We start from the raw sequence: 20,321 nt of genomic DNA on the forward strand, positions 1-20,321 counted from the left end.
AAGCCAGCAACGGTCATTATCATTTGCGTACAAGGAGGCGCTTGGTAAAAATCGTACAAATTTCTTTGGAGGCGCCGGCGTGTGTTTCGAGACGCTAACGCATGCAAGGATAGGCCGGAAACTGCGCTGCCTTAAGCGGCCTCTATCTCTGCCGACTTAACGATGCTGTTCGTCATGATCTTTGGCGATGGATGATCCCTTCGATGACTCTCGCCTCGGCATCGCATTCCGCCGCCCGCGCGGCCATGTGCCAAGCTGTGTCTTTCCCGAGCGGCTTGACTTTTGCCGTCCGTATCTGGAACTCAGCTCTGGCGCGCCCTGAGAAGGCAAGCAACTGCCCACGGAGAATGCGGAACAGGCTCCTTGCAGTCTCATCCAAGTGCAAGGATAACTCGTGGAAACACCCTAGCAGAGGCCCGTCACTGATTTCCCTGAAGTCCAGTGACGGGCCTACTTCGTCAGACGTCGGCTAGCGCTAAATCTTTCTCGTAGGGCTGGAACAAGCATCCGCAATTGAAGTTGGAAATGTGCTTGGTTGAGATGTCCCCTCCTCAAGTCCAAGCTCTGGTGCAAGGCCCGTCGCTGTCCGTGTCCTTCAGCGGCGGGCTTCCTTCGTCAGACGCTCGACGGTCTCAATGATCGCGTTGGCCAGAGCTTCGCTCGGTTGCCACAGGGGCATCGGTTCCATGTGTCAAAGGTGAGGTCGGCACGATCAAGTTACCACGCACCGGTAACGGTGAGCGTGCCGACCTCATCTGGGGCTAAATGACCAGGCCTGCAAGCTACTGGCAGAATGAAAGCGCAGCAATTAATCCTGTTGGCCTAGACTGCCCGTCAGGCCATTCCGCGATAGCACCATAGGCATGAGAGTCGGGGATATATTAGCTTGAGCTTGCGGCGGCCCACCTCCGCCCGCCCGGCCGGCGCCTAACGTCCCAACAAACCCGCCACAGGCGCCGGCCACCCTCGCCTCGGTCGCCTCCGAGATGTGCAGTGTTGAGTGGATGCGTCGTCGCGTCGAGGGCTCGTGGCCTCGCCTCTCGGATCGCTCGCAAGGTCGCATGGCGTAGTTTGTCCTCGCGCTTGAAGGTCTTCACGCGGCCGATAAGGCTGCCGCTGCTCGGGCACTCCAACTTCGATGAGGCGTATAAGGTCGCGCTCGCGGGCGCAGTTCGCGGAGCGGGGATGGGGTCTATTGCGTGCGTCACCGGCTAGTCCGCCGAATGACTTTATCGCCGTAGCTTCCCTCACTCCCACTCGATTGTTCGAACAGCGTATAACCCGTTGAAATCGCTGTCAAATATTTTCCAGAACTGCTAAAATTCCGACACTAGAACCGTCAAAAATTTACGCTTTTGATTTTAAAGGGAAAATCGCCAAAAAAAATATTTCGAGGTTCCACCAACTATCGGGACCATCCGGGCAATTTTCGAATTTTATGGCGTCCACCAGCGTGCCCAAGTCGCCTCAAAAAGTACCGTCGCCTTCTCAACTAAGGCATTTTTCATCGCAAAATGAACGTTGTCGCGAGTCCGGGTGGATCGTCCGTATGGTCCCGCAACCGCTCCGCTTCTCCGATAATGCCAAGTGCTTACTAGATGCGATGAGCCGGCGGGACAGACGGCAACCTTGCCATTCACCGGACGGGAACTGTGCATTTTTTCCAAAAGCAGGAACATACCTGCATCGCCCAAGTTAGACATCGACGGCATTGGATCACGGATTCTTTCTCGCATTCTCCAGTCTGACAGAGTGCTCCATGATTCTTTGATGCTCGAACCAATGGGCAGGACAATGTACCGCTGTCAGCTTTTCTTATCTGCCTTTGGCTTGGTGTTGGCGGGTGGCCTGTCCCCACAGGGCCAAGCCATGGCACAGGCGCCCTGCCCGGCCCACCACGATAAGCTGCTCGCTGTCCTCAAGGCCAATGTGAAAGCGAGCGGCGGACCTGCCAACGGAGGCTTTGAGACCAACGAATGGGCGGCTGTCGTTGCCCGCGACGGCGCCGTGTGCGCGATCGCTTTCAGCGGTCCGACCGCCGATTCCCAATGGCCAGGCAGTCGCCTCGTCGCGGCAGAGAAGGCCAATACGGCCAATGGGCTCAGCTTGGCGCAAATGGCCCTATCGACGGCCAATCTCTACGCGGGGGCGCAACCTGGCGGGCCGCTTTTCGGCTTGCAGGAGACCAATCCGGTCAACCAGGCCGCAGCCTATGCGGGCGATCCCAAAACGTTCGGAAGCGCCAGCGATCCGCTCGTCGGCAAGCCGATTGGAGGCGTCGTTGTGTTTGGCGGCGGGCTTGCCCTCTATGACGGAAAGAGCATCGTCGGAGGCATCGGGGTCTCCGGAGATTCCTCATGCGCCGATCACAATGTCGCCTGGCGTGTTCGCGCGGCGCTCGGCCTCGACAAGGTTCCCGCCGGAGTCAATCCCAATCGCAAGGACGCCATCGTCTACGATCTGGATCCCGGCGGCAAAAGCGCCTCGGGCTGGGGCCATCCGCTTTGTGCCGGCACCGAGGCTGACATCGCGGCGGAGCTCGGCGCCGGCGTGGGAGGCTCGATCCACAAATGAAAGGCATGCTGCACCCGGCACAGGCGCGCGTTAACGAAGGACGAGGCGCCCGCGCATCGGCGACCGAGAATTCTTTTCGCACTTGCATAGTCTCGGTGATGCTGCTGGCATGCGGCCCATTCCTGAGCGGTGCCTCGGAGCCGCCATCGGCGGCGGCTATTGCGCCGCCCGCCGCCGCCGCGCCACCCGATGACGGGCAATGGACAATGCCGGCCAAGAACTACGCGTCGACCCGCTTCAGCGACCTGACCGAGATCAACGAAGGCAACGTCAAGAACCTGCAGGTCGCCTTCACCTTCTCCACCGGCGTGAACAAGGGCCAGGAAGCAGCGCCGCTGGTTGTCGGCAACACCATGTATATCGTCACGCCCTTTCCCAACATCGTCTACGCGCTCGACCTTTCCAGGCCCGGCGCGCCGATGAAGTGGAAGTACGAGCCCAACCCCGAGCCGGCGGCACAAGGGGTGGCCTGCTGCGATGTCGTCAACCGCGGCGCGGCCTTCGCCGACGGGCGCATCTTCTTCAACACGCTGGACGGCCACACGATCGCCCTCGACGCCAACACAGGCAAACCGATCTGGAACGCTCATATCGGCAACATCAACATCGGCGAGACCATCACCATGGCTCCGCTGGTGGTGAAGGGCAAAGTTTTGGTCGGCAATTCCGGCGGCGAAATGGGCGTCCGCGGCTGGGTCAAGGCGCTGGATGCCGGAGACGGGCATGTTGTCTGGACGGCTTATGGCACTGGACCCGACAAGGATGTGCTGATCGGCCCGGACTTCAAGCCCCACTATGACATGGACAAGGGCACAGACCTTGGCGTGACGACATGGCCGCCCGAAGCCTGGAAGATCGGCGGCGGCAATATGTGGGGCTGGATCTCCTACGATCCGGACTTGAACTTGATCTTCCACGGCACAGGCAATCCAGGACCGTGGAATCCGGATTTGCGGCCCGGCGACAACAAATGGACGTCCGGTATTTTCGCGCGTGATCCCGATACCGGAGCGGCGAAGTGGTTCTATCAGTGGAGCCCGCATGACCTCCATGACTATGACGGGATCAACGAGCAGATCCTTCTGGACATGACCTGGCAAGGCAAGCCGCGCAAGGTCCTCGTCCGACCGGAACGCAACGGCTACCTCTATATCCTCGATCGGACCACTGGCGAGGTGCTGTCGGCCACAGCCTATGGCCCGGTCAATTCCAGCAAGGGCGTCGACCTGAAGACCGGCCGCCTGATTGCAAACCCCGACAAGAGAACCGGCACCGGCAAGGTGGTGCGAGACATTTGCCCGACAGCGTCCGGCCTCAAGGACTGGCAGCCATCGGCCTTTTCGCCGAGGACCGGCCTGCTCTACATCCCCCACAACAATCTCTGCATGGATGAAGAAGGCGTTGAGGTAAACTACATCGCAGGCACGCCCTATGTCGGCATGAACGTACGCATGATCCCCGGGCCGGGCGGCAATCGTGGTGCCTTCACCGCCTGGGATGTTGCCGCCGCCAAGCCGGCCTGGGTCCTGAAGGAGAACTTTCCGGTGTGGAGCGGCACCGTCGTCACTGCCGGCGATGTCGTCTTTTACGGCACCATGGAAGGCTGGTTCAAGGCGGTCAGCGCCAGGACTGGCGATCTCCTTTGGCAATTCAAGACATCGTCCGGCATCATCGGCCAGCCGATAACCTATCGCGGCCCCGATGGGCACCAATATGTCGCAATTCTGTCAGGCGTCGGTGGCTGGGCCGGTGCCATCGTTTCCGGCGACCTCGACCCACGCGATGCCACCGCGGCACTTGGCTTCGTCAACGCGATGAAGGATCTAAAGAACGCTACCACGGTGGGAGGCACGCTTTATGTGTTCCGGCTGCCTTGATGGATTGGACTTGACCGTACGTCCGGCGCGAAAGGCGTTCCAACGGGTGGCGATCGGCATGGCCGGGCTCGCCTTGTTGCTCTTGCCGGCTATTGCCAGTCCACGTGAGTTGAGAGTGTGCGCCGACCCGAACAACATGCCGTTTTCCAACGCGGCCGGTCAAGGCTTCGAGAACAGGATCGCGGAAATTATCGCCACTGATCTCGGCGCCAAGCTGACGTATACTTGGTGGGCGCAGCGCCGTGGCTTCATCCGCAACACGCTGAAGGCAGGCCTTTGCGATCTCGTGCCCGGCACGCCTGCCAATCTCGAAATGCTGCGCACGACGACGCCTTACTACCGTTCGTCCTATGTCTTCGTGACCCGCCAGGACGGCCCGGACGTGGCCTCCTTCAACGACCCGCGGTTGCCAGAATTGCGTATCGGTGTTCAGCTCATCGGCGACGACGGCGCCAACTCGCCGCCTGTCCAGGCGCTCGGCCGCCGCGGCATCGTCGGGCACCTGATCGGCTACCCCGTCTATGGCGACTACTCCGCTCCCAACCCTCCGGCGCGCATCGTCGAAGCTGTTGCGAACGGCGAGATCGATCTTGCCGTGGTTTGGGGTCCGCTCGCCGGCTATTTCGCCAAGAGGCAAAAGGTGTCGCTCCGGATCACGCCGGTCACGCCTCGCATCGACGGACCGCAACTGCCGCTAATGTACGACATCTCGATGGGTGTTCGGCGCGAGGACGATGCGCTGCGTGGCGATGTGAATAGCGCGCTTGCCAGACACAAGGCCGAGATCGACGCGGTTCTGGCGCAATACGGCGTACCGCGTCTGGACATGGCCGGGAGTCCGGCGCGATGAGGCAGGCTCTGGCGATGTTACTGCCCTTGACGCTGGCCCTGGTCGCCTGCCAGCGCGAGGAGCGCGACACGCGACCGCAATCGGCGCTCGGCTCAGGTGAGCAGCCGACGCCCGTGACCACGTTGGAGCCGGGCGGACAGCGACCCTCCCCCACCGATAACAAGGCGGCGAGCTTCGAGGCCAACGCCTTCCACATGAGCGAGGGCAAACGCCTGTTCGGCTGGTTCAACTGCTCGGGCTGCCATGCCAATGGCGGTGGCGGCATGGGCCCGGCGCTGATGGACGAGAAGTGGCTCTACGGCAGCTCGATCGAAAGCATCCACGCCACGATCCGCGACGGCAGGCCGAACGGGATGCCGAGCTTCGGCCAGAAGATACCCGACGACCAGATATGGGAGCTGGCGGCATATGTGCGTGCACTGGGCGGCAACGCGCCCTCCTCCGCCGCGCCGCAACGCAATGACGGCATGATGGTGCATCCCTCGGAAAACCGCCTGCCGGATGCCGCGACACTGGGCAAATCACCGTGAGGCGCCCGGCTTCGATGACCTTCGCTCTCTGTGTCCTGCTTCTGCAGGGATGCGCAGGCTGGCAGTCGGCGCTGGATCCGAAAGGCCCCGCAGCCGGCGAGTTGGCTTGGCTGATCTGGTTCTTCACCGCGCTTTGCGCGGTTGTGTGGGTGCTGGTGATGATCGCGCTCGCAGCACCGCTGGTTATGCGATCGCGTCCCGGCGATGAACCCCTCTTACTCGACGAAGCGGCCGAACGCCGCAAGATGCGCGTGGTCGCGTCCGCCGTCGGACTGACCGCCATCATCCTGATCGGACTGACGCTGCTAAGCTTTTTCGCCAACAGGACGCTGGCTGCGATCGGCTCGGAGGCTGTGCTGACAATCAGGGTGACCGGGCACCAGTGGTGGTGGGAGTTGCGCTACGAGGATGCTACGCCGAGCCGCATCCTGACGACGGCAAACGAGATTCATATCCCTGCCGGCGAGCCGGTGCGGCTGCTATTGACCTCGACCGATGTGATCCATTCCTTCTGGATCCCAAGCTTGGCCGGCAAACTCGATCTTATCCCCGGCCACATGAACGTGCTGGACATCAAGGCGGACAAGCCGGGCGTCTACCGTGGTCAATGCGCTGAATTCTGCGGTGCGCAGCACGCCAATATGGGCACCTTCATCATCGCCGAGCCGCGCCCGAAATTCGATGCGTGGCTGAACGACCAGTTGCAGCCGGCCGGCGCGCCGGCGAGCGGCGAAGCCAAGGCCGGCGCAGACCTGTTCCTCAAACGCCCCTGCGTGATGTGCCACAGGATCGGGGGAACGCCGGCCGGCGGAACGGTGGCTCCCGACCTCACCCACATCGCCAGCCGGAAAACATTGGCGGCCGGAACGCTGACGATGAGCCGCGGCAATCTCGCCGCCTGGATAGCCGACCCGCAAGGCATCAAGCCGGGTTCCCACATGCCAGTGGTAGATCTCAACGGCGACGAGCTCAACGCAATCGTCGCTTATCTCGAGGGTCTGAAATGAGCAGCGCCGATGTCACAGGCGACCGCCACATCCCGGAACCAGACCCCGCCAAAGGCGACCTTGCTCCCGAACGTGACGGCCCCCGCGATACGGGCATGGATGATGCCAGCCTGCATCGCTGGCTCGAGCGCACCTGGCGGACGCCGTCCGGCATCGTCGGAGCGCTCTCGAGCGTCGACCACAAGGTGATCGCACGACGCTATTTGATCACCGCTTTCGTCTTCCTTGGTCTTGGCGGTCTCAACGCTGTCGCCATGCGTATCCAGCTTTCGGGACCGCAACGCGGCCTGATCGGGCCCGACCTCTACAACCAGCTGTTCACCATGCATGGCGTTACGATGATGTTTCTGTTCGCCGTGCCCATCGTGCAGGCGACCGGGATCTACCTGGTGCCGCTGATGGTGGGCACCCGCAACATCGCGTTTCCGCGCCTGAACGCGTTCAGCTATTGGATCTACGTCTCGGGCGGCGCTTTCGCCTGGGTGTCCTTTGCCCTCAACATGGCTCCTGATGTGGGCTGGTTCGCTTACGTGCCGCTGTCCGGCCCCGAATTCGCACCGGGCAAGCGCGCCGATGTCTGGGCGCAGATGATCACCTATACCGAAGTGTCGTCACTGGCCGTCGCGGTTGCGACCATCGTCACGGTGTTCAAGCAGCGGGCCCCCGGCATGTCGCTGGACAAGATCCCGCTCTATGTCTGGGCGATGCTGGTCACTTCTTTCGTCGTCATCTTCGCGATGCCGGCGGTGATGATCACCTCGACTTTCCTGATCCTTGACCGCCTGGTCGGCACGCACATCTTCAACCCGGCGGAAGGTGGGGATGCTCTGCTGTTCCAACATCTCTTCTGGTTCTTCGGCCATCCGGAAGTTTACATCATCTTCCTGCCGGCGACGGGCATGGTGTCCTCGATCATTCCTGTTTTCGCCAGGCGACCGACATTCGGTCATCTCGGGCTGGTCCTGTCGCTGATCGCAGTCGGCTTCCTGTCGTTCGGGCTCTGGGTTCACCACATGTTCGCCACGGGATTGCCTAAGCTCGGCGCCAGTTTCTTCACCGCATCCAGCATGCTGATCGCCATTCCAAACGGCGTGCAGATCTTCTGCTGGCTTGCAACACTTTGGGACGGCCGGCCGGTGATCCGGACGCCATTGCTGTTCGTCTTCGGCTTCTTCTTCATCTTCGTCATCGGCGGGCTAACCGGCGTCATGCTCGCCTCGGTGCCATTGGATCTTCAGGTGCACGACACCTATTTCGTCGTCGCGCATTTCCATTACGTGCTGATCGGCGGCTCGGTGTTCCCGCTGCTTGGCGCGGCTTATTTCTGGTTCCCGAAGATCACCGGCCGCATGATGAGCGAACGCCTTGGGCGGTGGCATTTCTGGCTGGCCTTCATCGGGTTCAATGCGGCCTTTTTCCCGATGCATCTCGTCGGCCTATGGGGCATGCCACGACGGGTCTACACCTATCCGGCCGAGCTTGGCTGGGGCAACATCAACCTTTTCATCTCTGCCGGGGCGCTGCTCTTCTTCCTGAGCTTTGTCCTGTTCACTTTCAATCTGGTGCATGGCGCGTTGAAAGGCACCTCGGCCGGCAACAATCCGTGGGACGCAGGAACCTTGGAGTGGGCAACGTCCTCGCCACCGCCGAGCTATAATTTCGCACGCATTCCCATGGTTACCCATATCGAGCCGCTCTGGGCCGAGCGCGAGGCGCTACTTGTAGCGACCGGGCTCCGCGTCGATGCGCGCGAACTCCTCATCTCTACCGTGGCCGAAGCTTATCCCGATATTCGCGAGAAATCGGCCACACCGTCGATCTGGCCGCTTTTTGCGGCGCTCGCCGTAGGCGGCACGTTTCTCTATTCGATCTTCACGCCCTGGGCGATCGTCTGGGGCGCCGCGCCGATCGCCATCACGTTGATCGGTTGGTTCTGGCCGAAGGGCCATCCGGAGGACCAGGAATGAAGCAGCGCGCCGCCGCCGATCTTTCTGGCCTGCCGACCTTCGGGCACGGTCCGCGCAGCCCCACCTGGTGGGGCACGCTCGGCTTCATGGCGTTGGAAGGTACGGGTTTTGCGCTGGCAGCGGGCGCATATCTCTACCTTGCGCTGTCGTGGCCAGCATGGCGGCTTAGCGCACCGCAGCCGAACCATTGGCCCGGAACGATCGTGACGATTTTGTTTGTCGTCAGCCTTGTGCCCAACCACGTCCTCCACCGCCACGCCAAGCAATGCTCCATGGTTCCGGTGCGGATCGGCCTGGTGGTCATGTCGCTGCTCGGCATCGCTCCGCTCGTCGTGCGCTGGTTCGAATTCCCCGCCCTCAACATCTATTGGGACACCAACGCCTACGGATCGATGCTCTGGGTGCTGCTTGGCCTGCACACCACGCACCTCATAACCGATGTCGGCGACACCATCGTGCTGACAGTGCTGATGTTCACGCGCCACGGCTATAGCGGCCGGCGCTTCGGCGATGTCGGCGACAATGTCTTCTACTGGGATTTCGTGGTCCTGACCTGGATCCCGATCTACGTGCTCATCTATTGGGCGCCGAGGCTAGGCTGAGATGCGAGCGCTGCGGTTGGGAACGTCTTGGGGTGGTCTTCTGTCAGGTCCGCTGGCCTGGGCGGTCTCGACACAGCTGAATTATGCGCTGGTGCCTTGGCAATGCAACCGCCAGGTGCCGGTCGTGCTTCCCGTGGCGCTGCTGCTCGTCTTGTTGTCGCTGCTCGGCGGGGCGCTGTCGTGGCGGGCGAAGCGGCGAGGCGGTGCCGCATTCAAGCCGGAGCGTACGCGCCGCACAGAGCGCTTCGTCGCCAATCTCGGGATGTTGTCGGCGTTGCTGTTTGCGCTTGTGATCCTCATGCAAGGCAGCGCGGCGCTGATCCTGGATGAGTGCCTGCGATGAACCTGGACGCGCTGTTCCCTACTTCCATCTGCTACGGCGCCGGCGCGCCCGGGGCCGGGTGGACGCTCGCGCTGCCCATCACCCTGCCACTCGCCGTGGTTGCCCTGATATATGTCGTTGGTGCTGGCCGGCTTTGGCGGCGCAGCAGCCGCGGCAGGACGTTGCGGATGCGCCAGGCTCTGCTGTTCACGGCCGGATGGAGCGTGTTGACAGCCGCATTGGTCAGCCCGATTCATGTGCTCGGCGAGCAGGTCTTTGCGGCGCATATGATCGAGCATGAACTGCTGATGGCCGTGGCGGCGCCGCTGTTGGTCTCTGCCTGCCCGGCTGCGGCCTTGATGTGGGGCCTACCCATCCGGTTCCGGCGCATCCTGGGAATTGCCGGACACGTCAATTGGCTGAGGGTGGTCTGGGCCTTCGCAACGCGGCCGATCAGCGCGACCATTATCCACGGCATTGCTATATGGATTTGGCACATTCCGGTGTTGTTCGAGGCCGCGCTCGAACGCGGCGTACTGCACTATGCACAGCACGCGAGCTTCTTCGGAACAGGGCTGCTGTTCTGGTGGGTCCTCTTGCCGCGTCCCGGCCGCCAGCATGCTTATGGGAGCGCAGTGATGCACCTCTTTGTCACCTCGCTGCATACCGGGCTGCTCGGCGTTCTCCTGTTGCTCTCGCCACGCCTCTGGTACCCGGAGAACGCCGTGGGAGCGGCACTGTGGAATTTGAGCCCCCTGGAGGACCAGCAACTTGCCGGACTGGTGATGTGGGTTCCGGCTGGATTGATATATGGCGGCGCAGCGCTGCTGCTGGTCGCGTTGTGGATCAAGGCGAGCGGAAGGAGGGAGGCGGCGCATGCGTACGAGCTTGTCTAAACTGCTTGCCGCCGTCATCGCCGCGCTGGTGCTGCTCGTCGCGGCCGTGGCCGGAATGACCTGGTGGTCCGATCGGGCCGCGCGCGTCCGCCACGAGGCGGAGGCGGCCACGGGCGGTGACACTGCGAGGGCCTTGCCGATCATGACTGCGAATGGCTGTTCCGGCTGCCATACGATTACGGGCGTGCCGGGCGCTCAAGGGCAGGTCGGTCCTCGCCTGGATGCCAGTCTTGCTGGCCGCATCTTTATCGGTGGCGGGCTGGCCAACAATCCAGAGAACCTGATCCGCTGGATACGATCGGCCAGGGAAGTCGATCCGCACACGGCCATGCCATCGACACGGATCACGGAGCAGCAGGCGCGCGATATCGCGGCCTACCTCTACGCTCTAAAATGATTTTAGCGGTCCATCGTCTGAACAACAACGCCGGCCCTTCTGAAGAGACCGACTATCGTTGATCCAGGATCATTCAAGCTAGGTTTGACGCTGAGACGAATCGGAAATCCGGTCGCGCACTGCATGCTCGGTCTTGTCTGCTGTGGACTTCACGACCTCGCCGAGTTGATCGGCCATCGTGCCTGCTTCCATATGTTGCCGGCCAGCTTCCTGCTTGATGGTCTCATAGGCGTCGGCGGCGACCTGCTTGGCTTCATCCAGACCCCTGTCGAGCATGGTTCCGGCGGTGTTGCGAAGCTTGTCGCCATAGGCGCCTAGTTGCTCATCCTCCGTTGCGGTATGGGGCAGCATTGCACCTATGGCGGCGCCGATGGCGAGACCGGCGGCCGCTACGGCCAAAGGTTGGTTCTCAAACAGTTCTTGGGCAGAGCGGGCGGTTTTCGCCGCCATGTCGCCGGTCACCGATCTTGCAGTGGCCGTGCTGCCCGTCAAACCCTCGGCGGCGTTGCTTACCGCGCTCGAAACGGTACCGCTGACGCTGGTAGCAGCCGACGACAGCGATGAGGCGGCATCGGAGAGCGTGCCGCCGAAGCCGCCGCGCTCCCCTTCATCATGTCTTCCCGGCGCTGAAGGCAATGGGTAGCCAGCCGAACCGTGGGCCGTGTTTGAGGTACCGCTGCCGAACATCAGCCAAGCAAGACCCGCGCCGACCATGGTGACCGGCAAAGGATTGTCTCGGACCTGCGTTCTGAGATTGCTGAGCATGGCCGAGCTCTCCCCTCCCGAGAACAGCCCGGTGAACTCATCAAGCAATTGTCCGGGCGTCATCTTGCCTCGAATGGATTCGGCGGTCTCCATCACCCGGGCGCGGGCTGCCTCGGCCTCGCGTTCAAGTTCGGCTGCGGATTTCTCAGTCATCTCACTTGTTCCTTGATCACGCTCGCGTCGCGCTTGAGCTGTTCCTGGGTCCGGTCGGGGGTAAGTTCCGAAGGCGCCATGCTGGCCATCCCGGTCCGCAGCAGGATGACGCCGAGGATCGCCACGACCACACCGACCAGCAGGGAAGACCACCCCGCGCCGAGCCCTGCCCGCGTCAGTGCGATAACGAGTGCCTGCAGCAACACCAATAATGCCGCGAGCAGGCAGATCGCGCCGCCGAGCACTTCAGCGGCACCTGCTCCGGCTTTGGTGAGCTTTTCAGATAGCTCGGCCCGAAACAGCCTGGCTTCGGTTTGCACCAGTGTGGTGACATTCTGGGCCAAGTCGGTGATCAGTCCGGTAAGGCTGGGATTGTCCTGGGTGTTCATCTGTCCTGCTCCGCGTTCTGCGTGGCCCCATCATCGCCGACGAGGCCCGAATCCTGCGAACGATCAACGGACCAACCCTGTGCCTGATCGGTGTGTGATCTGAAGTCTCCAGGATCATCCTGAAATTCGGGCCTTGTCGGCGGAGAAGCCTTGATGAATCGCCCGAGAGCCAATCCGGCCAATACCGACCCGGCAAGCAAGACACCGGGATTTTGCCGGCCAAAGGACTGCACGTCCTCAAGGACCTGGCCGAACGGTTTCTGTTTCAATGACGATGAAAGCCGCTCCAAGCCACCGGCGGCATCCAATGCGAACTTCGATGCGTTCCTTTCATCGTTGTTGGCCAGATGGTCACTGGCCGCGCGCAGTGCGCCGCCCAGCGCCGCCAGACTCGATCCGATGTCGCGCTGAGCTTCCTCCGCCTTGTCGGAAATGACCTCCTTGGCTTCAGATGCATAATCGCCAGCCTTACGGGTCACCGTGTCACGCGCGTCGTGAAGCAACTCGCTGGCACGTTCTTGTTCCTGGCGAAGCCTGTCGGAAACGTCGCTTTTCGCCTTGTCGAAATCGGTGGGCTGTCCGCCCTGATCGTTCTCATGCTGCATGGGCCACCTAGTGAAGACCGAGGAAGGAGAGGACCGCGAGCACGACAACGATAAGGCCGATAAGATAGATGACACTGTTCATGTGCACGTCCTCCGTGGCTTCCCAACTTCGTGGAACCTCCGATGTTCCACTAGGTGAAAGCATTTATGATCAGGCTGAAACGGAGAGCTCGTCCGGGACGCAACAATCACGAATGAGCTGAGCTGCCCCTCGTGCGGAGCTTCAGTGGCTCGAGTACAAACCTTGTGCTCCCGACTGCGCACGGGTCGAGCGGAAGGCCGCCGGTTGCCTCGGCTTTGGCTGACCTTTGTCTATTCGGCTGTCCGCCTGTCGATCATCTGCTCGCTCTGGACGCCCGGCACGTCCCTGCGCTGTTGGACGCCTTCAACGAAGCGAGGATGAAGGCATAGAATACGTGCTGATGCTTCATTCTCCTGCGGGAAGGAGCAGAGATATTCAGTTCGCCCATGTCTTCGAACGCCGCGACTGCTGCATGGTGTCGTGTGCACGCGCTCCGACGGATTGTTCCGTCCGAGCAACACCTAATTCATGCAACCTTGGAAAACAGGGCGACGTCGCATCTGGCCAAGCCGTAGCGCCACCGATGATCGGTCGTGGCGACCCGGCTTTGGTAAAACAGCGAAAGTTGGCCCCCTTCGATCATCACGGTCGAGTGGCCGTTCTCTCCCGGCTGGCCTGGTTCCAGCACCGGTCCCATCGACACATAAGGTCCAGCAACATCATCGGCGATGGCAAAAAACACGCGTTGCCGGTTTCCCCGAAGGCCATTCGGGAGAAAGCAAGTGGCATTGAGAAGCACGCGGCCATCCGGCAATTCGACCAGTTGTGCGCCCTCTATCCCCCATTCGTAGTCGGGATCCTCTCTCGTGTTGTGGTGAGGAACTTCATTATGGTCGAGGATCTTGCCGATCCGCTTCCAGGGACCGAACCATGAATCGGATTGGCTACGCGCGAGATAGATGTCGGGCTGTGGCACCCTGGTGAATTTTGGCATGGCGGAATAGACGAGGTAGCGCCTGCCGCCAATAACTGCGGGATGCGGATCGTAAATGCCATCTTCCTCCGTGTCCGGGATGGCGAGGATTGCCGGGCTAAGAACCACCCAATGGAACCCGTCATTGGAAACCGCATGCTCGCAGCGGCCACCAGACTTCATGAACTCGGTCTGGATGAACATGTGAAAGACGCCACTTTCGTGAATGACCCCCGGAGCCGCAACACCACTCCCATTGATAGGAAGCTCGATCGACTGATGCTCGGTCCACGGCCCATAAAGTTCCGGCGCCGTGGCATGCAGGATCCTCCACGTCTCGCTGGTCACCGTGCCGCTCGAGCCGAAGACGTGCCACAGGCTGCCATCAAAGACGGGGCAAGGGTCTTTGAGATCATCCACGCTTTGCGGATGAAACAGCGGAAAAACATTGGTTGAAAAGTCGATCTTCATATCAGCCCCGGAATTCGCCTGGCACGGACTCGCCAGTGATGCGGGCGAATCAACTTGATGTCCTGCACATTTTATAACCAGCGACTTAAACGCAAATACGGCAGGTCAGTTCTCCACCGACATTCCCCCGTCGCTCACGCTTTCAAAGCCCGGCGACGCGTGGTGGCCGTTCTCAGCTCCGCGGAAATGTCGTCGCATTCGTCATCCGAGCGGTGACTGAGAGCACTTCACTTCACCTTGGAACAACTCACGCGCGGGAAAGTTAGGAGCTGGCATCGAAGTCTATTTCTCCTCGACCCGCTATTAACAAATGTTAGTCGTAACATAAACCAAAGATTACGAGAAGGAACATCTCAATGGAAGCAGCCTTGGGCAGGGTATCCGCCAGTAAACACGCTGGCAGGGAAAATCTACTGGTTTGCTTCTCCCACTTGCGTTGGAATTTCGTCCATCAACGCCCGCAGCATATTCTCACTCTTGCATCCATGCAGCAGAGAGTGATCTACTTTGAAGAGCCTGTTTTTGAAGAACTGCCACAGCCGCTGATGCGGACGAGCGAGGCATCGCCAAACATTCTAATTGTGACACCAGTGCTTCCGCTCGGCGCGGCGGCCGCGAAATCAGATGCCGTCCAGCGGAGATTTGTTCAACAGATCATAGCTTCTATGCGGCACAGCCGGCTGATCGCCTGGTACTACACGCCGATGGCTCTTCGCTTCACGGAGTTCCTTGACCCAGACATATGCGTCTACGACTGCATGGACGAACTCTCCGCCTTCAAGAATGCACCGCCCGAACTGGCGCAGATGGAAAAGGAACTTCTGCGCCGCGCCGATCTCGTTTTCACCGGTGGCCTGAGCCTGTTCGAGACCAAGCGCCGCCTGCATCAGGCCATTTACCCCTTTCCGAGCAGCATCGATGTGAAACACTTTCACAAGGCAAGGCTGCCAGGAAAGGACCCCATCGATCAGGCCGGCATTCCTCACCCGAGGGTGGGGTATTTCGGCGTCATCGACGAGCGGCTGGACGTCGACCTCGTGGCGCTAGCGGCGCGGACCATGCCGGACGTGCATTTCGTCATGATCGGCCCCGTTGTCAAAATCGATCCTGCAATCCTGCCGAAGGCCGACAACCTTCATTGGTTGGGCGCGAAGGCCTACTGCGACCTGCCCGATTATCTGCGCCATTGGGATGCCGGGTGGATGCCGTTTGCGCTCAACGAAGCGACCCGGTTCATCAGCCCAACCAAGACGCCAGAGTTTCTGGCGGCGGGCCTGCCGGTGATCTCGACGGCAATCGTCGACGTTGTGCGCAGCTACGGCGCTGCTGGGCTGGTGGAGATCGCCGACGGTGACGACTTGGACAGCAAGCTGCGCTCCCTGCTTTTGCGACCGCGCGAGATGCTGCTGCCGCAAGTCGATGCCTATCTGGCTGACATGTCGTGGGAAAGAACATGGAAGGCCATGGCCGCTCACATTGAGGGCGCCTACCGACGCAAGAAGGTCGTCCCGCTCCGCAGGAGCGCATAGCCATGTTCGATTGGCTGATCGTGGGCGCGGGGTTTGCCGGCAGCGTTCTTGCTGAAAGGATAGCCTCCCAGCGTCATGAAAGCGTTCTCCTGGTCGACCGCCGCAGCCATGTCGGCGGCAACGCCTACGATTGCTACAATGAAGCCGGCATCCTCATCCATCGTTACGGGCCTCATATTTTTCACACCAACAGCCAGTCGATCGTGGACTACCTCTCGCAGTTCACCCAATGGCGCACATACGAGCACAGGGTTCTGGCGGCGGTCGACGGGAAACTGCTTCCCATCCCGATCAATCTCGACACGATAAACCGCCTTTATGGCCTTGAGTTGAATTCCGCACAGTTGGAGGAGTTCTTCGCATCGCGGCGCGAGACGGTAGAGGACGTGCGAACGGCCGAGGATGTTGTCGTCAGCACCGTGGGACGCGAGCTCTACGAGAAGTTCTTCCGTGGCTATACAAGGAAGCAATGGGGCGTCGATCCGAACCAGCTGAGCAAATCAGTGACGGCACGAGTGCCGACCAGGACCAACCGCGATGACCGCTATTTCAGCGACAGCTTCCAGAAGATGCCTGCCGGCGGATACACGAGGATGTTCGAGCGCATGCTCGATCACCCGAACATCAAGGTCATGCTGCAGACCGACTTCCGCGAAATTCGTGACAAGATACCATTCAACCGCCTGATCTATACCGGCCCGATCGACGAATATTTCGGCTGGCAGCTAGGGTGTCTTCCTTATCGTTCGCTCCGTTTCGAGCACGTCACCCTCGACCAAGAGCAGTTTCAGCCGGTTGCCGTCGTCAACTACCCCCAGACGGAAGATTACACCCGCATCACCGAATACAAACATTTGACCGGCCAACGGAGCGTGCGGACCAGCCTGACATACGAATATCCCACCGATATCGGGGACCCGTACTATCCGGTGCCGCGGGCCGAAAACGAAGAGCTCTACAAGCGCTACGAAGCGCTCGCCGCAACCTGTCCCGACGTGTGGTTTGTCGGCCGCCTGGCAACCTACCGCTACTACAACATGGATCAGGTGGTCGGGCAGGCCCTGGCAACCTTCGCACGCATTCAAAAGAGCGTCCCGGAATGGGCGGGCGTGGGGAATGCGTCGTTGGCCGAAGGGGCGCTGTAGCTCCCCCACCTGGACCCGGGAGCATCGGCGCGGGGCCGACAGGCGCTCGCGCAGTCCCTCGTGCAGCTCATGTATTTAACGCGTCGGGTTCGCCGCGAACAAAGCTTGCTGGCGGGCCAATTCGTCCGCGACGGGCTTGTGGACGTGTCGGCTGCCGTCCGCCTGGACGACTGAAAACAATCCCACCTCCGCATGCCGCGAATTGTCCCAGCCCGGATAGGCGGTTACCGGGTAAAGGCAAATACCTTCGATCGGGGCTTTGAGGCTTTCTGCGGCACGCACCTCGTCGCAGACATAGTGGAGCCAAGCCGGCCCGCCAGACCCCTCGGAGCCGGTCTCGGCGATGAACATAGGCTTGCTGTATCGATGCGCGACTTCGATCAGCATCTCCGATAGGGCACGGTACTCGTGATGCCCCATCGGAATCGTCGGCCCGTTTAGGTACCACTGATTGTGTGGATAAAAATTCAAGCCAACGACGTCGACGACATCTTCGCTCCCACCCAGCTCAGGTTCGGCCCGGCCCAGCAGCATGTCGTAAGCTTCGAACTGTCCCTGACGGGCATTTTCGGCCCGGCGCCGTTCGGTGCGGGTCCGGTCGCGAGGAGCGATGTGGATAAGCGGCTCGGCCCAGACAAATCTGCAAGCGGGATCGACCTCCCGCATCGCGCGAACGCCGGCTATTGCTGCTTTCACGAGGTGCCGCTTGAACCATCCCCGCTTCTTCGGGCCGACGCGCGGGAAATAGCCGACCTCAACAGCCCAGGCGAAAAACGAAATTTCGTTGATCGGGCACAACAGAGGCGCTGTACCGGCGATTGAACGATGAACCCTCACAGCTTCCGCGGCGAACGAGGCATAGGCATCGATGAAATGCATCGATCCCTGATCAACATGGTCGGGAGATCCGTAGTGGAAGATGTCCCAGATGATCCGGACACCTGCCGATTGCGCTGCTTCGACCATCGGCGTCCAGCTTGACCAGTCATAGGTTCCAGGAGCGGTTTCGATGAGGTGCCAGCGCAAGCCGTCGCGGATGGTACGAAGACCGAGTTCGGCGCAACTGCGGTAGTCGCCCAGGGCATGCAAATAATGCGACGTCGCGCGGATAAGATCGAGGCGAACGCCGTCCTTGCGCCGGTGCGACGAGCACTCGAAGCCAGCCATGAAAAAACTGGCGAACGGCGACGTGCCCGCAATCGAAGTCACCTCATTGCCTGCGCTGTGTCCTGCTTCGCTCATGCGAAGTCTCCTTAGGGCATTTGGGCTCAATCTCGGCTGCCGAATGCAGATCGGGAACAGCCATAGCAATCCGGCAGCCGTCTCTCATCCGCCAGGCTGCACATTGGTCCTGTGCTTAACGGGATGGTTCCAAACCGGATGGTCGAGCCTTTGTTCCCGATCGAACCCACCGGAGGGCAGACAGCAGCCAGGGAAGAAGCTGCGCAAGGCAAGTCGGGGGCGAGGCACACAGCCGTCATCGGATCATCCACCGCTCCGACGAAGGCAGGGAACAGTACGTTCAAATTCGACTTTCCGACATCGATCATGCAAGGCGAGAGGATCGCAGCGACGTCGCCTGGAGTATTGCATGAGCCGCTCCGCCGATCTTTCCCGGTAAAGCCCGCCATTCGCTTCAAGCGGGAACATTGGTTGCCTCAACAAGTTTGATCGCCATAGCAATGGGCCGCAGCGGGCGGGCGCACAGATGAGACATCTGGTCAAAGATATCCTGATCGAGATCGCTGAAATGCTTCCGGCCATCACTCAAAAGGGCGAAAACTCGGCCGAAGCACTGCCCGTCCATGCGCCGAACTTCCCCCACGATCTGGAGCCGGTGATCCGGGCAGACCCTACCTACCAAGTGCCATCGCAACGCACCGACGATCGGCATGAATCAGTCGCAGTCCCGAGCAAGCCGCAAGCTGTATGGAGGGATATGCCTCCGGCTGTGATGATCGTACCTTTGCCAGTCACTGTAGATGAAGGCACGGTCAAGGCTCACGCCTCCGACGGGCAGCATGCACGGCGTCGAGTGCCGTGTGAACGGCTTCAACGTTTGAGGCGTGAGGCTGGGCTCACGGCCTGAAGATCAGCGGCCGTTGGCCCCTGCGCCAGTTCATCGCGCATTGCTTCGGCGCCGGCATCGACTTTGCTCACAGCCAGTTCCGCCGCCTAACCTAGCACTGCAATTGCACTGGTTCTTTTGAGCACCGCAGCGATGGTGATCGCTATCTTTGACTATGCTGATTTGCGGCTCTTGGCCTTTGGCCGGTCTTGGCCGATGCCTTCCTTGGCGAGGCTCTTTCGAAGAACCGAGGCCAGGTCGACCACGTTCTCCTTGGGCTTCGGCGCCGGTTTCGGGGGTTTTTTGCCCTTGCGCTTGGCGTCGATCATGGCAATCAGCGCATCCTCGTAGGTATCCTCGAATTTCGAAGGATCGAACTTTGTCACCTTCTTGTCGATGAGAAGCCCCGCGATTTCGAGCAGATCCGCATCATACTTTGGGCTTTTCACGTCATTGAAGACGGTGTCTTCCGATGTCATCTCATTGTGGGTCCGTAGCTCGGTCAGCAACATCCCTTTTCCAAGGGGCTGTATCAACACTTCGCGCCCGCGCTGATAGAGTACGACGCAGGAGCGTGCCGCAACGCGCTTCTTGGCCATCGCATCGCGCAGGACGGCAAAGGCCTCCAGAGAGGCACCGTCTGCCGGGATCAAATAGTATGGTTTCTCCAGAAAACGTGTGTCGATCTCGGCAACCGGAACGAAGGAATCGACGTCAAGTGTATGCTGCGACGTCAGTTTCAGTTTCTTTATCTCGTCCGGCTCGACGTGAATGAAATCACCCTTGTCCGCCTCATACCCTTTGATCTGATCCTCGGCTTCGACAACATCGCCGGTCTCTTCATCGACATAGGCGCTTTTGACGGGTAAACCGTCCTTGCGGTTCAAAATCTTGAAGTGGATCTTGGATGCCTCACTTGTGGCACCAACTATCTTCACCCCGCATGACACGGAACCGACCCTCAGAAAGCCCTTCCACACCGCGCGTGGCGCAACCATGCCATTTCTCCTAGACCTCGATCTCGGCACAACGTCAGGCACACGGTTCTGTTCCGCGACGTGCGCCGGCATCTTTCCACCCGATCGCAGGAGCAGACGTCGCTTTCGCAAGCACACGAGGTGCTTAAGGGTGCTTCAAATGCATCGGAGCTCTGGCTCAGTGCGACAAAAAGCGTTCGCG

The 20,321-nt window shown here is 60.6% G+C and carries 19 protein-coding genes; 13 read left to right on the plus strand and 6 right to left on the minus strand.

The features are described from left to right. The first annotated feature begins 1,869 nt into the window (after positions 1-1,869). Genes EOB59_RS19625 through EOB59_RS19670 form a run of 10 tightly spaced genes read left to right on the plus strand, consistent with a single transcriptional unit; the run spans position 1,870 to position 11,022 of the window. Positions 1,870-2,574 carry a heme-binding protein gene (locus tag EOB59_RS19625; RefSeq protein WP_127811240.1) on the plus strand — a complete coding sequence of 235 codons (705 nt, stop codon included), beginning with the start codon at positions 1,870-1,872 and terminating at the stop codon, positions 2,572-2,574. Next, positions 2,571-4,451 carry a methanol/ethanol family PQQ-dependent dehydrogenase gene (locus tag EOB59_RS19630; protein ID WP_128289048.1) on the plus strand — a complete coding sequence of 627 codons (1,881 nt, stop codon included), beginning with the start codon at positions 2,571-2,573 and terminating at the stop codon, positions 4,449-4,451. The genes EOB59_RS19625 and EOB59_RS19630 overlap by 4 nt, the downstream gene beginning before the upstream one ends. Continuing rightward, positions 4,432-5,301 (plus strand): substrate-binding domain-containing protein, encoded by an 870-nt coding sequence (locus EOB59_RS19635; RefSeq protein ID WP_128289049.1) that lies wholly within the window; start codon positions 4,432-4,434, stop codon positions 5,299-5,301. Before EOB59_RS19630 ends, EOB59_RS19635 begins: the two co-directional genes overlap by 20 nt. After that, entirely contained in the window at positions 5,298-5,831 is a 534-nt protein-coding gene (locus EOB59_RS19640; RefSeq protein WP_127268117.1) for a c-type cytochrome, read from the plus strand. The genes EOB59_RS19635 and EOB59_RS19640 overlap by 4 nt, the downstream gene beginning before the upstream one ends. Positions 5,832-5,845: 14 nt before the next feature. Next, the gene (gene coxB / locus EOB59_RS19645) at positions 5,846-6,838 is read left to right on the plus strand and encodes a cytochrome c oxidase subunit II (protein WP_128289050.1); all 993 of its coding nucleotides are present in this window, start codon (positions 5,846-5,848) and stop codon (positions 6,836-6,838) included. Continuing rightward, positions 6,835-8,805 (plus strand): cytochrome c oxidase subunit I, encoded by a 1,971-nt coding sequence (ctaD, locus tag EOB59_RS19650; RefSeq protein ID WP_128289051.1) that lies wholly within the window; start codon positions 6,835-6,837, stop codon positions 8,803-8,805. The genes coxB and ctaD overlap by 4 nt, the downstream gene beginning before the upstream one ends. Next, on the plus strand, positions 8,802-9,407 hold the full coding sequence (locus tag EOB59_RS19655; protein ID WP_127331648.1) for a cytochrome c oxidase subunit 3: 606 nt from the start codon (positions 8,802-8,804) through the stop codon (positions 9,405-9,407). Before ctaD ends, EOB59_RS19655 begins: the two co-directional genes overlap by 4 nt. 1 nt (position 9,408) lies before the next feature. Next, entirely contained in the window at positions 9,409-9,750 is a 342-nt protein-coding gene (locus EOB59_RS19660) for a hypothetical protein (RefSeq protein WP_127396341.1), read from the plus strand. Next, positions 9,747-10,625: a cytochrome c oxidase assembly protein gene (locus tag EOB59_RS19665; protein WP_127807726.1), complete on the plus strand. Its 879-nt coding sequence runs from the start codon at positions 9,747-9,749 to the stop codon at positions 10,623-10,625. Before EOB59_RS19660 ends, EOB59_RS19665 begins: the two co-directional genes overlap by 4 nt. Further along, positions 10,606-11,022, plus strand: a complete 417-nt coding sequence (locus EOB59_RS19670) for a c-type cytochrome (RefSeq protein WP_127318947.1) — start codon at positions 10,606-10,608, stop codon at positions 11,020-11,022. Before EOB59_RS19665 ends, EOB59_RS19670 begins: the two co-directional genes overlap by 20 nt. Before the next feature lie 78 nt (positions 11,023-11,100). Here the strand turns inward: EOB59_RS19670 and EOB59_RS19675 are convergent, their stop codons facing one another. From EOB59_RS19675 to EOB59_RS19690, 4 genes are all read right to left on the minus strand, one after another. After that, positions 11,101-11,940, minus strand: coding sequence for a DUF3618 domain-containing protein (locus EOB59_RS19675; protein WP_128289052.1), 840 nt, complete (start codon positions 11,938-11,940; stop codon positions 11,101-11,103). Continuing rightward, a complete protein-coding gene (locus EOB59_RS19680; protein WP_127396344.1) occupies positions 11,937-12,329 on the minus strand; it encodes a phage holin family protein in 393 nt (130 codons plus the stop codon). The genes EOB59_RS19675 and EOB59_RS19680 overlap by 4 nt, the downstream gene beginning before the upstream one ends. Beyond that, entirely contained in the window at positions 12,326-12,934 is a 609-nt protein-coding gene (locus tag EOB59_RS19685) for a DUF1206 domain-containing protein (protein WP_127396345.1), read from the minus strand. Before EOB59_RS19685 ends, EOB59_RS19680 begins: the two co-directional genes overlap by 4 nt. Positions 12,935-13,482: 548 nt before the next feature. Beyond that, positions 13,483-14,400, minus strand: coding sequence for a hypothetical protein (locus tag EOB59_RS19690; protein WP_164873692.1), 918 nt, complete (start codon positions 14,398-14,400; stop codon positions 13,483-13,485). A 356-nt stretch (positions 14,401-14,756) separates the two neighbouring features. Between EOB59_RS19690 and EOB59_RS19695 the strand changes: the two genes are divergently transcribed. Both EOB59_RS19695 and glf read left to right on the plus strand, forming a co-directional pair. Further along, positions 14,757-15,929 carry a glycosyltransferase gene (locus EOB59_RS19695; RefSeq protein ID WP_128289053.1) on the plus strand — a complete coding sequence of 391 codons (1,173 nt, stop codon included), beginning with the start codon at positions 14,757-14,759 and terminating at the stop codon, positions 15,927-15,929. A gap of 2 nt (positions 15,930-15,931) precedes the next feature. Further along, positions 15,932-17,074, plus strand: a complete 1,143-nt coding sequence (glf, locus tag EOB59_RS19700; protein ID WP_127397212.1) for a UDP-galactopyranose mutase — start codon at positions 15,932-15,934, stop codon at positions 17,072-17,074. Positions 17,075-17,149: 75 nt separating this feature from the next. Here glf and EOB59_RS19705 read toward each other — a convergent pair whose 3' ends face one another. After that, positions 17,150-18,316, minus strand: coding sequence for a beta-glucosidase (locus tag EOB59_RS19705; RefSeq protein WP_127397211.1), 1,167 nt, complete (start codon positions 18,314-18,316; stop codon positions 17,150-17,152). Between the two features lie 466 nt (positions 18,317-18,782). On the opposite strand from EOB59_RS19705, the gene EOB59_RS19710 reads away from it, so the two are divergent. Next, the gene (locus EOB59_RS19710) at positions 18,783-19,163 is read left to right on the plus strand and encodes a hypothetical protein (protein WP_164895692.1); all 381 of its coding nucleotides are present in this window, start codon (positions 18,783-18,785) and stop codon (positions 19,161-19,163) included. 152 nt (positions 19,164-19,315) lie between these two features. Here EOB59_RS19710 and EOB59_RS19715 read toward each other — a convergent pair whose 3' ends face one another. Next, the gene (locus tag EOB59_RS19715; RefSeq protein WP_127397210.1) at positions 19,316-20,140 is read right to left on the minus strand and encodes a Ku protein; all 825 of its coding nucleotides are present in this window, start codon (positions 20,138-20,140) and stop codon (positions 19,316-19,318) included. Between the last annotated feature and the right edge of the window lie 181 nt (positions 20,141-20,321).

The organism is Mesorhizobium sp. M7A.F.Ca.MR.176.00.0.0, assembly GCF_004023165.1.
Lineage (GTDB): Bacteria > Pseudomonadota > Alphaproteobacteria > Rhizobiales > Rhizobiaceae > Mesorhizobium.

Excerpts from the sequence above, each read along its gene's own strand:
- EOB59_RS19625 (WP_127811240.1), top strand. The coding sequence starts at position 1,870 with ATGGCACAGGCGCCCTGCCCGGCCCACCACGATAAGCTGCTCGCTGTC.
- EOB59_RS19630 (WP_128289048.1), top strand. The coding sequence starts at position 2,571 with ATGAAAGGCATGCTGCACCCGGCACAGGCGCGCGTTAACGAAGGACGA.
- EOB59_RS19635 (WP_128289049.1), top strand. The coding sequence starts at position 4,432 with ATGTGTTCCGGCTGCCTTGATGGATTGGACTTGACCGTACGTCCGGCG.
- EOB59_RS19640 (WP_127268117.1), top strand. The coding sequence starts at position 5,298 with ATGAGGCAGGCTCTGGCGATGTTACTGCCCTTGACGCTGGCCCTGGTC.
- coxB (WP_128289050.1), top strand. The coding sequence starts at position 5,846 with ATGACCTTCGCTCTCTGTGTCCTGCTTCTGCAGGGATGCGCAGGCTGG.
- ctaD (WP_128289051.1), top strand. The coding sequence starts at position 6,835 with ATGAGCAGCGCCGATGTCACAGGCGACCGCCACATCCCGGAACCAGAC.
- EOB59_RS19655 (WP_127331648.1), top strand. The coding sequence starts at position 8,802 with ATGAAGCAGCGCGCCGCCGCCGATCTTTCTGGCCTGCCGACCTTCGGG.
- EOB59_RS19660 (WP_127396341.1), top strand. The coding sequence starts at position 9,409 with ATGCGAGCGCTGCGGTTGGGAACGTCTTGGGGTGGTCTTCTGTCAGGT.
- EOB59_RS19665 (WP_127807726.1), top strand. The coding sequence starts at position 9,747 with ATGAACCTGGACGCGCTGTTCCCTACTTCCATCTGCTACGGCGCCGGC.
- EOB59_RS19670 (WP_127318947.1), top strand. The coding sequence starts at position 10,606 with ATGCGTACGAGCTTGTCTAAACTGCTTGCCGCCGTCATCGCCGCGCTG.
- EOB59_RS19675 (WP_128289052.1), bottom strand. The coding sequence starts at position 11,940 with ATGACTGAGAAATCCGCAGCCGAACTTGAACGCGAGGCCGAGGCAGCC.
- EOB59_RS19680 (WP_127396344.1), bottom strand. The coding sequence starts at position 12,329 with ATGAACACCCAGGACAATCCCAGCCTTACCGGACTGATCACCGACTTG.
- EOB59_RS19685 (WP_127396345.1), bottom strand. The coding sequence starts at position 12,934 with ATGCAGCATGAGAACGATCAGGGCGGACAGCCCACCGATTTCGACAAG.
- EOB59_RS19690 (WP_164873692.1), bottom strand. The coding sequence starts at position 14,400 with ATGAAGATCGACTTTTCAACCAATGTTTTTCCGCTGTTTCATCCGCAA.
- EOB59_RS19695 (WP_128289053.1), top strand. The coding sequence starts at position 14,757 with ATGGAAGCAGCCTTGGGCAGGGTATCCGCCAGTAAACACGCTGGCAGG.
- glf (WP_127397212.1), top strand. The coding sequence starts at position 15,932 with ATGTTCGATTGGCTGATCGTGGGCGCGGGGTTTGCCGGCAGCGTTCTT.
- EOB59_RS19705 (WP_127397211.1), bottom strand. The coding sequence starts at position 18,316 with ATGAGCGAAGCAGGACACAGCGCAGGCAATGAGGTGACTTCGATTGCG.
- EOB59_RS19710 (WP_164895692.1), top strand. The coding sequence starts at position 18,783 with ATGAGACATCTGGTCAAAGATATCCTGATCGAGATCGCTGAAATGCTT.
- EOB59_RS19715 (WP_127397210.1), bottom strand. The coding sequence starts at position 20,140 with ATGGTTGCGCCACGCGCGGTGTGGAAGGGCTTTCTGAGGGTCGGTTCC.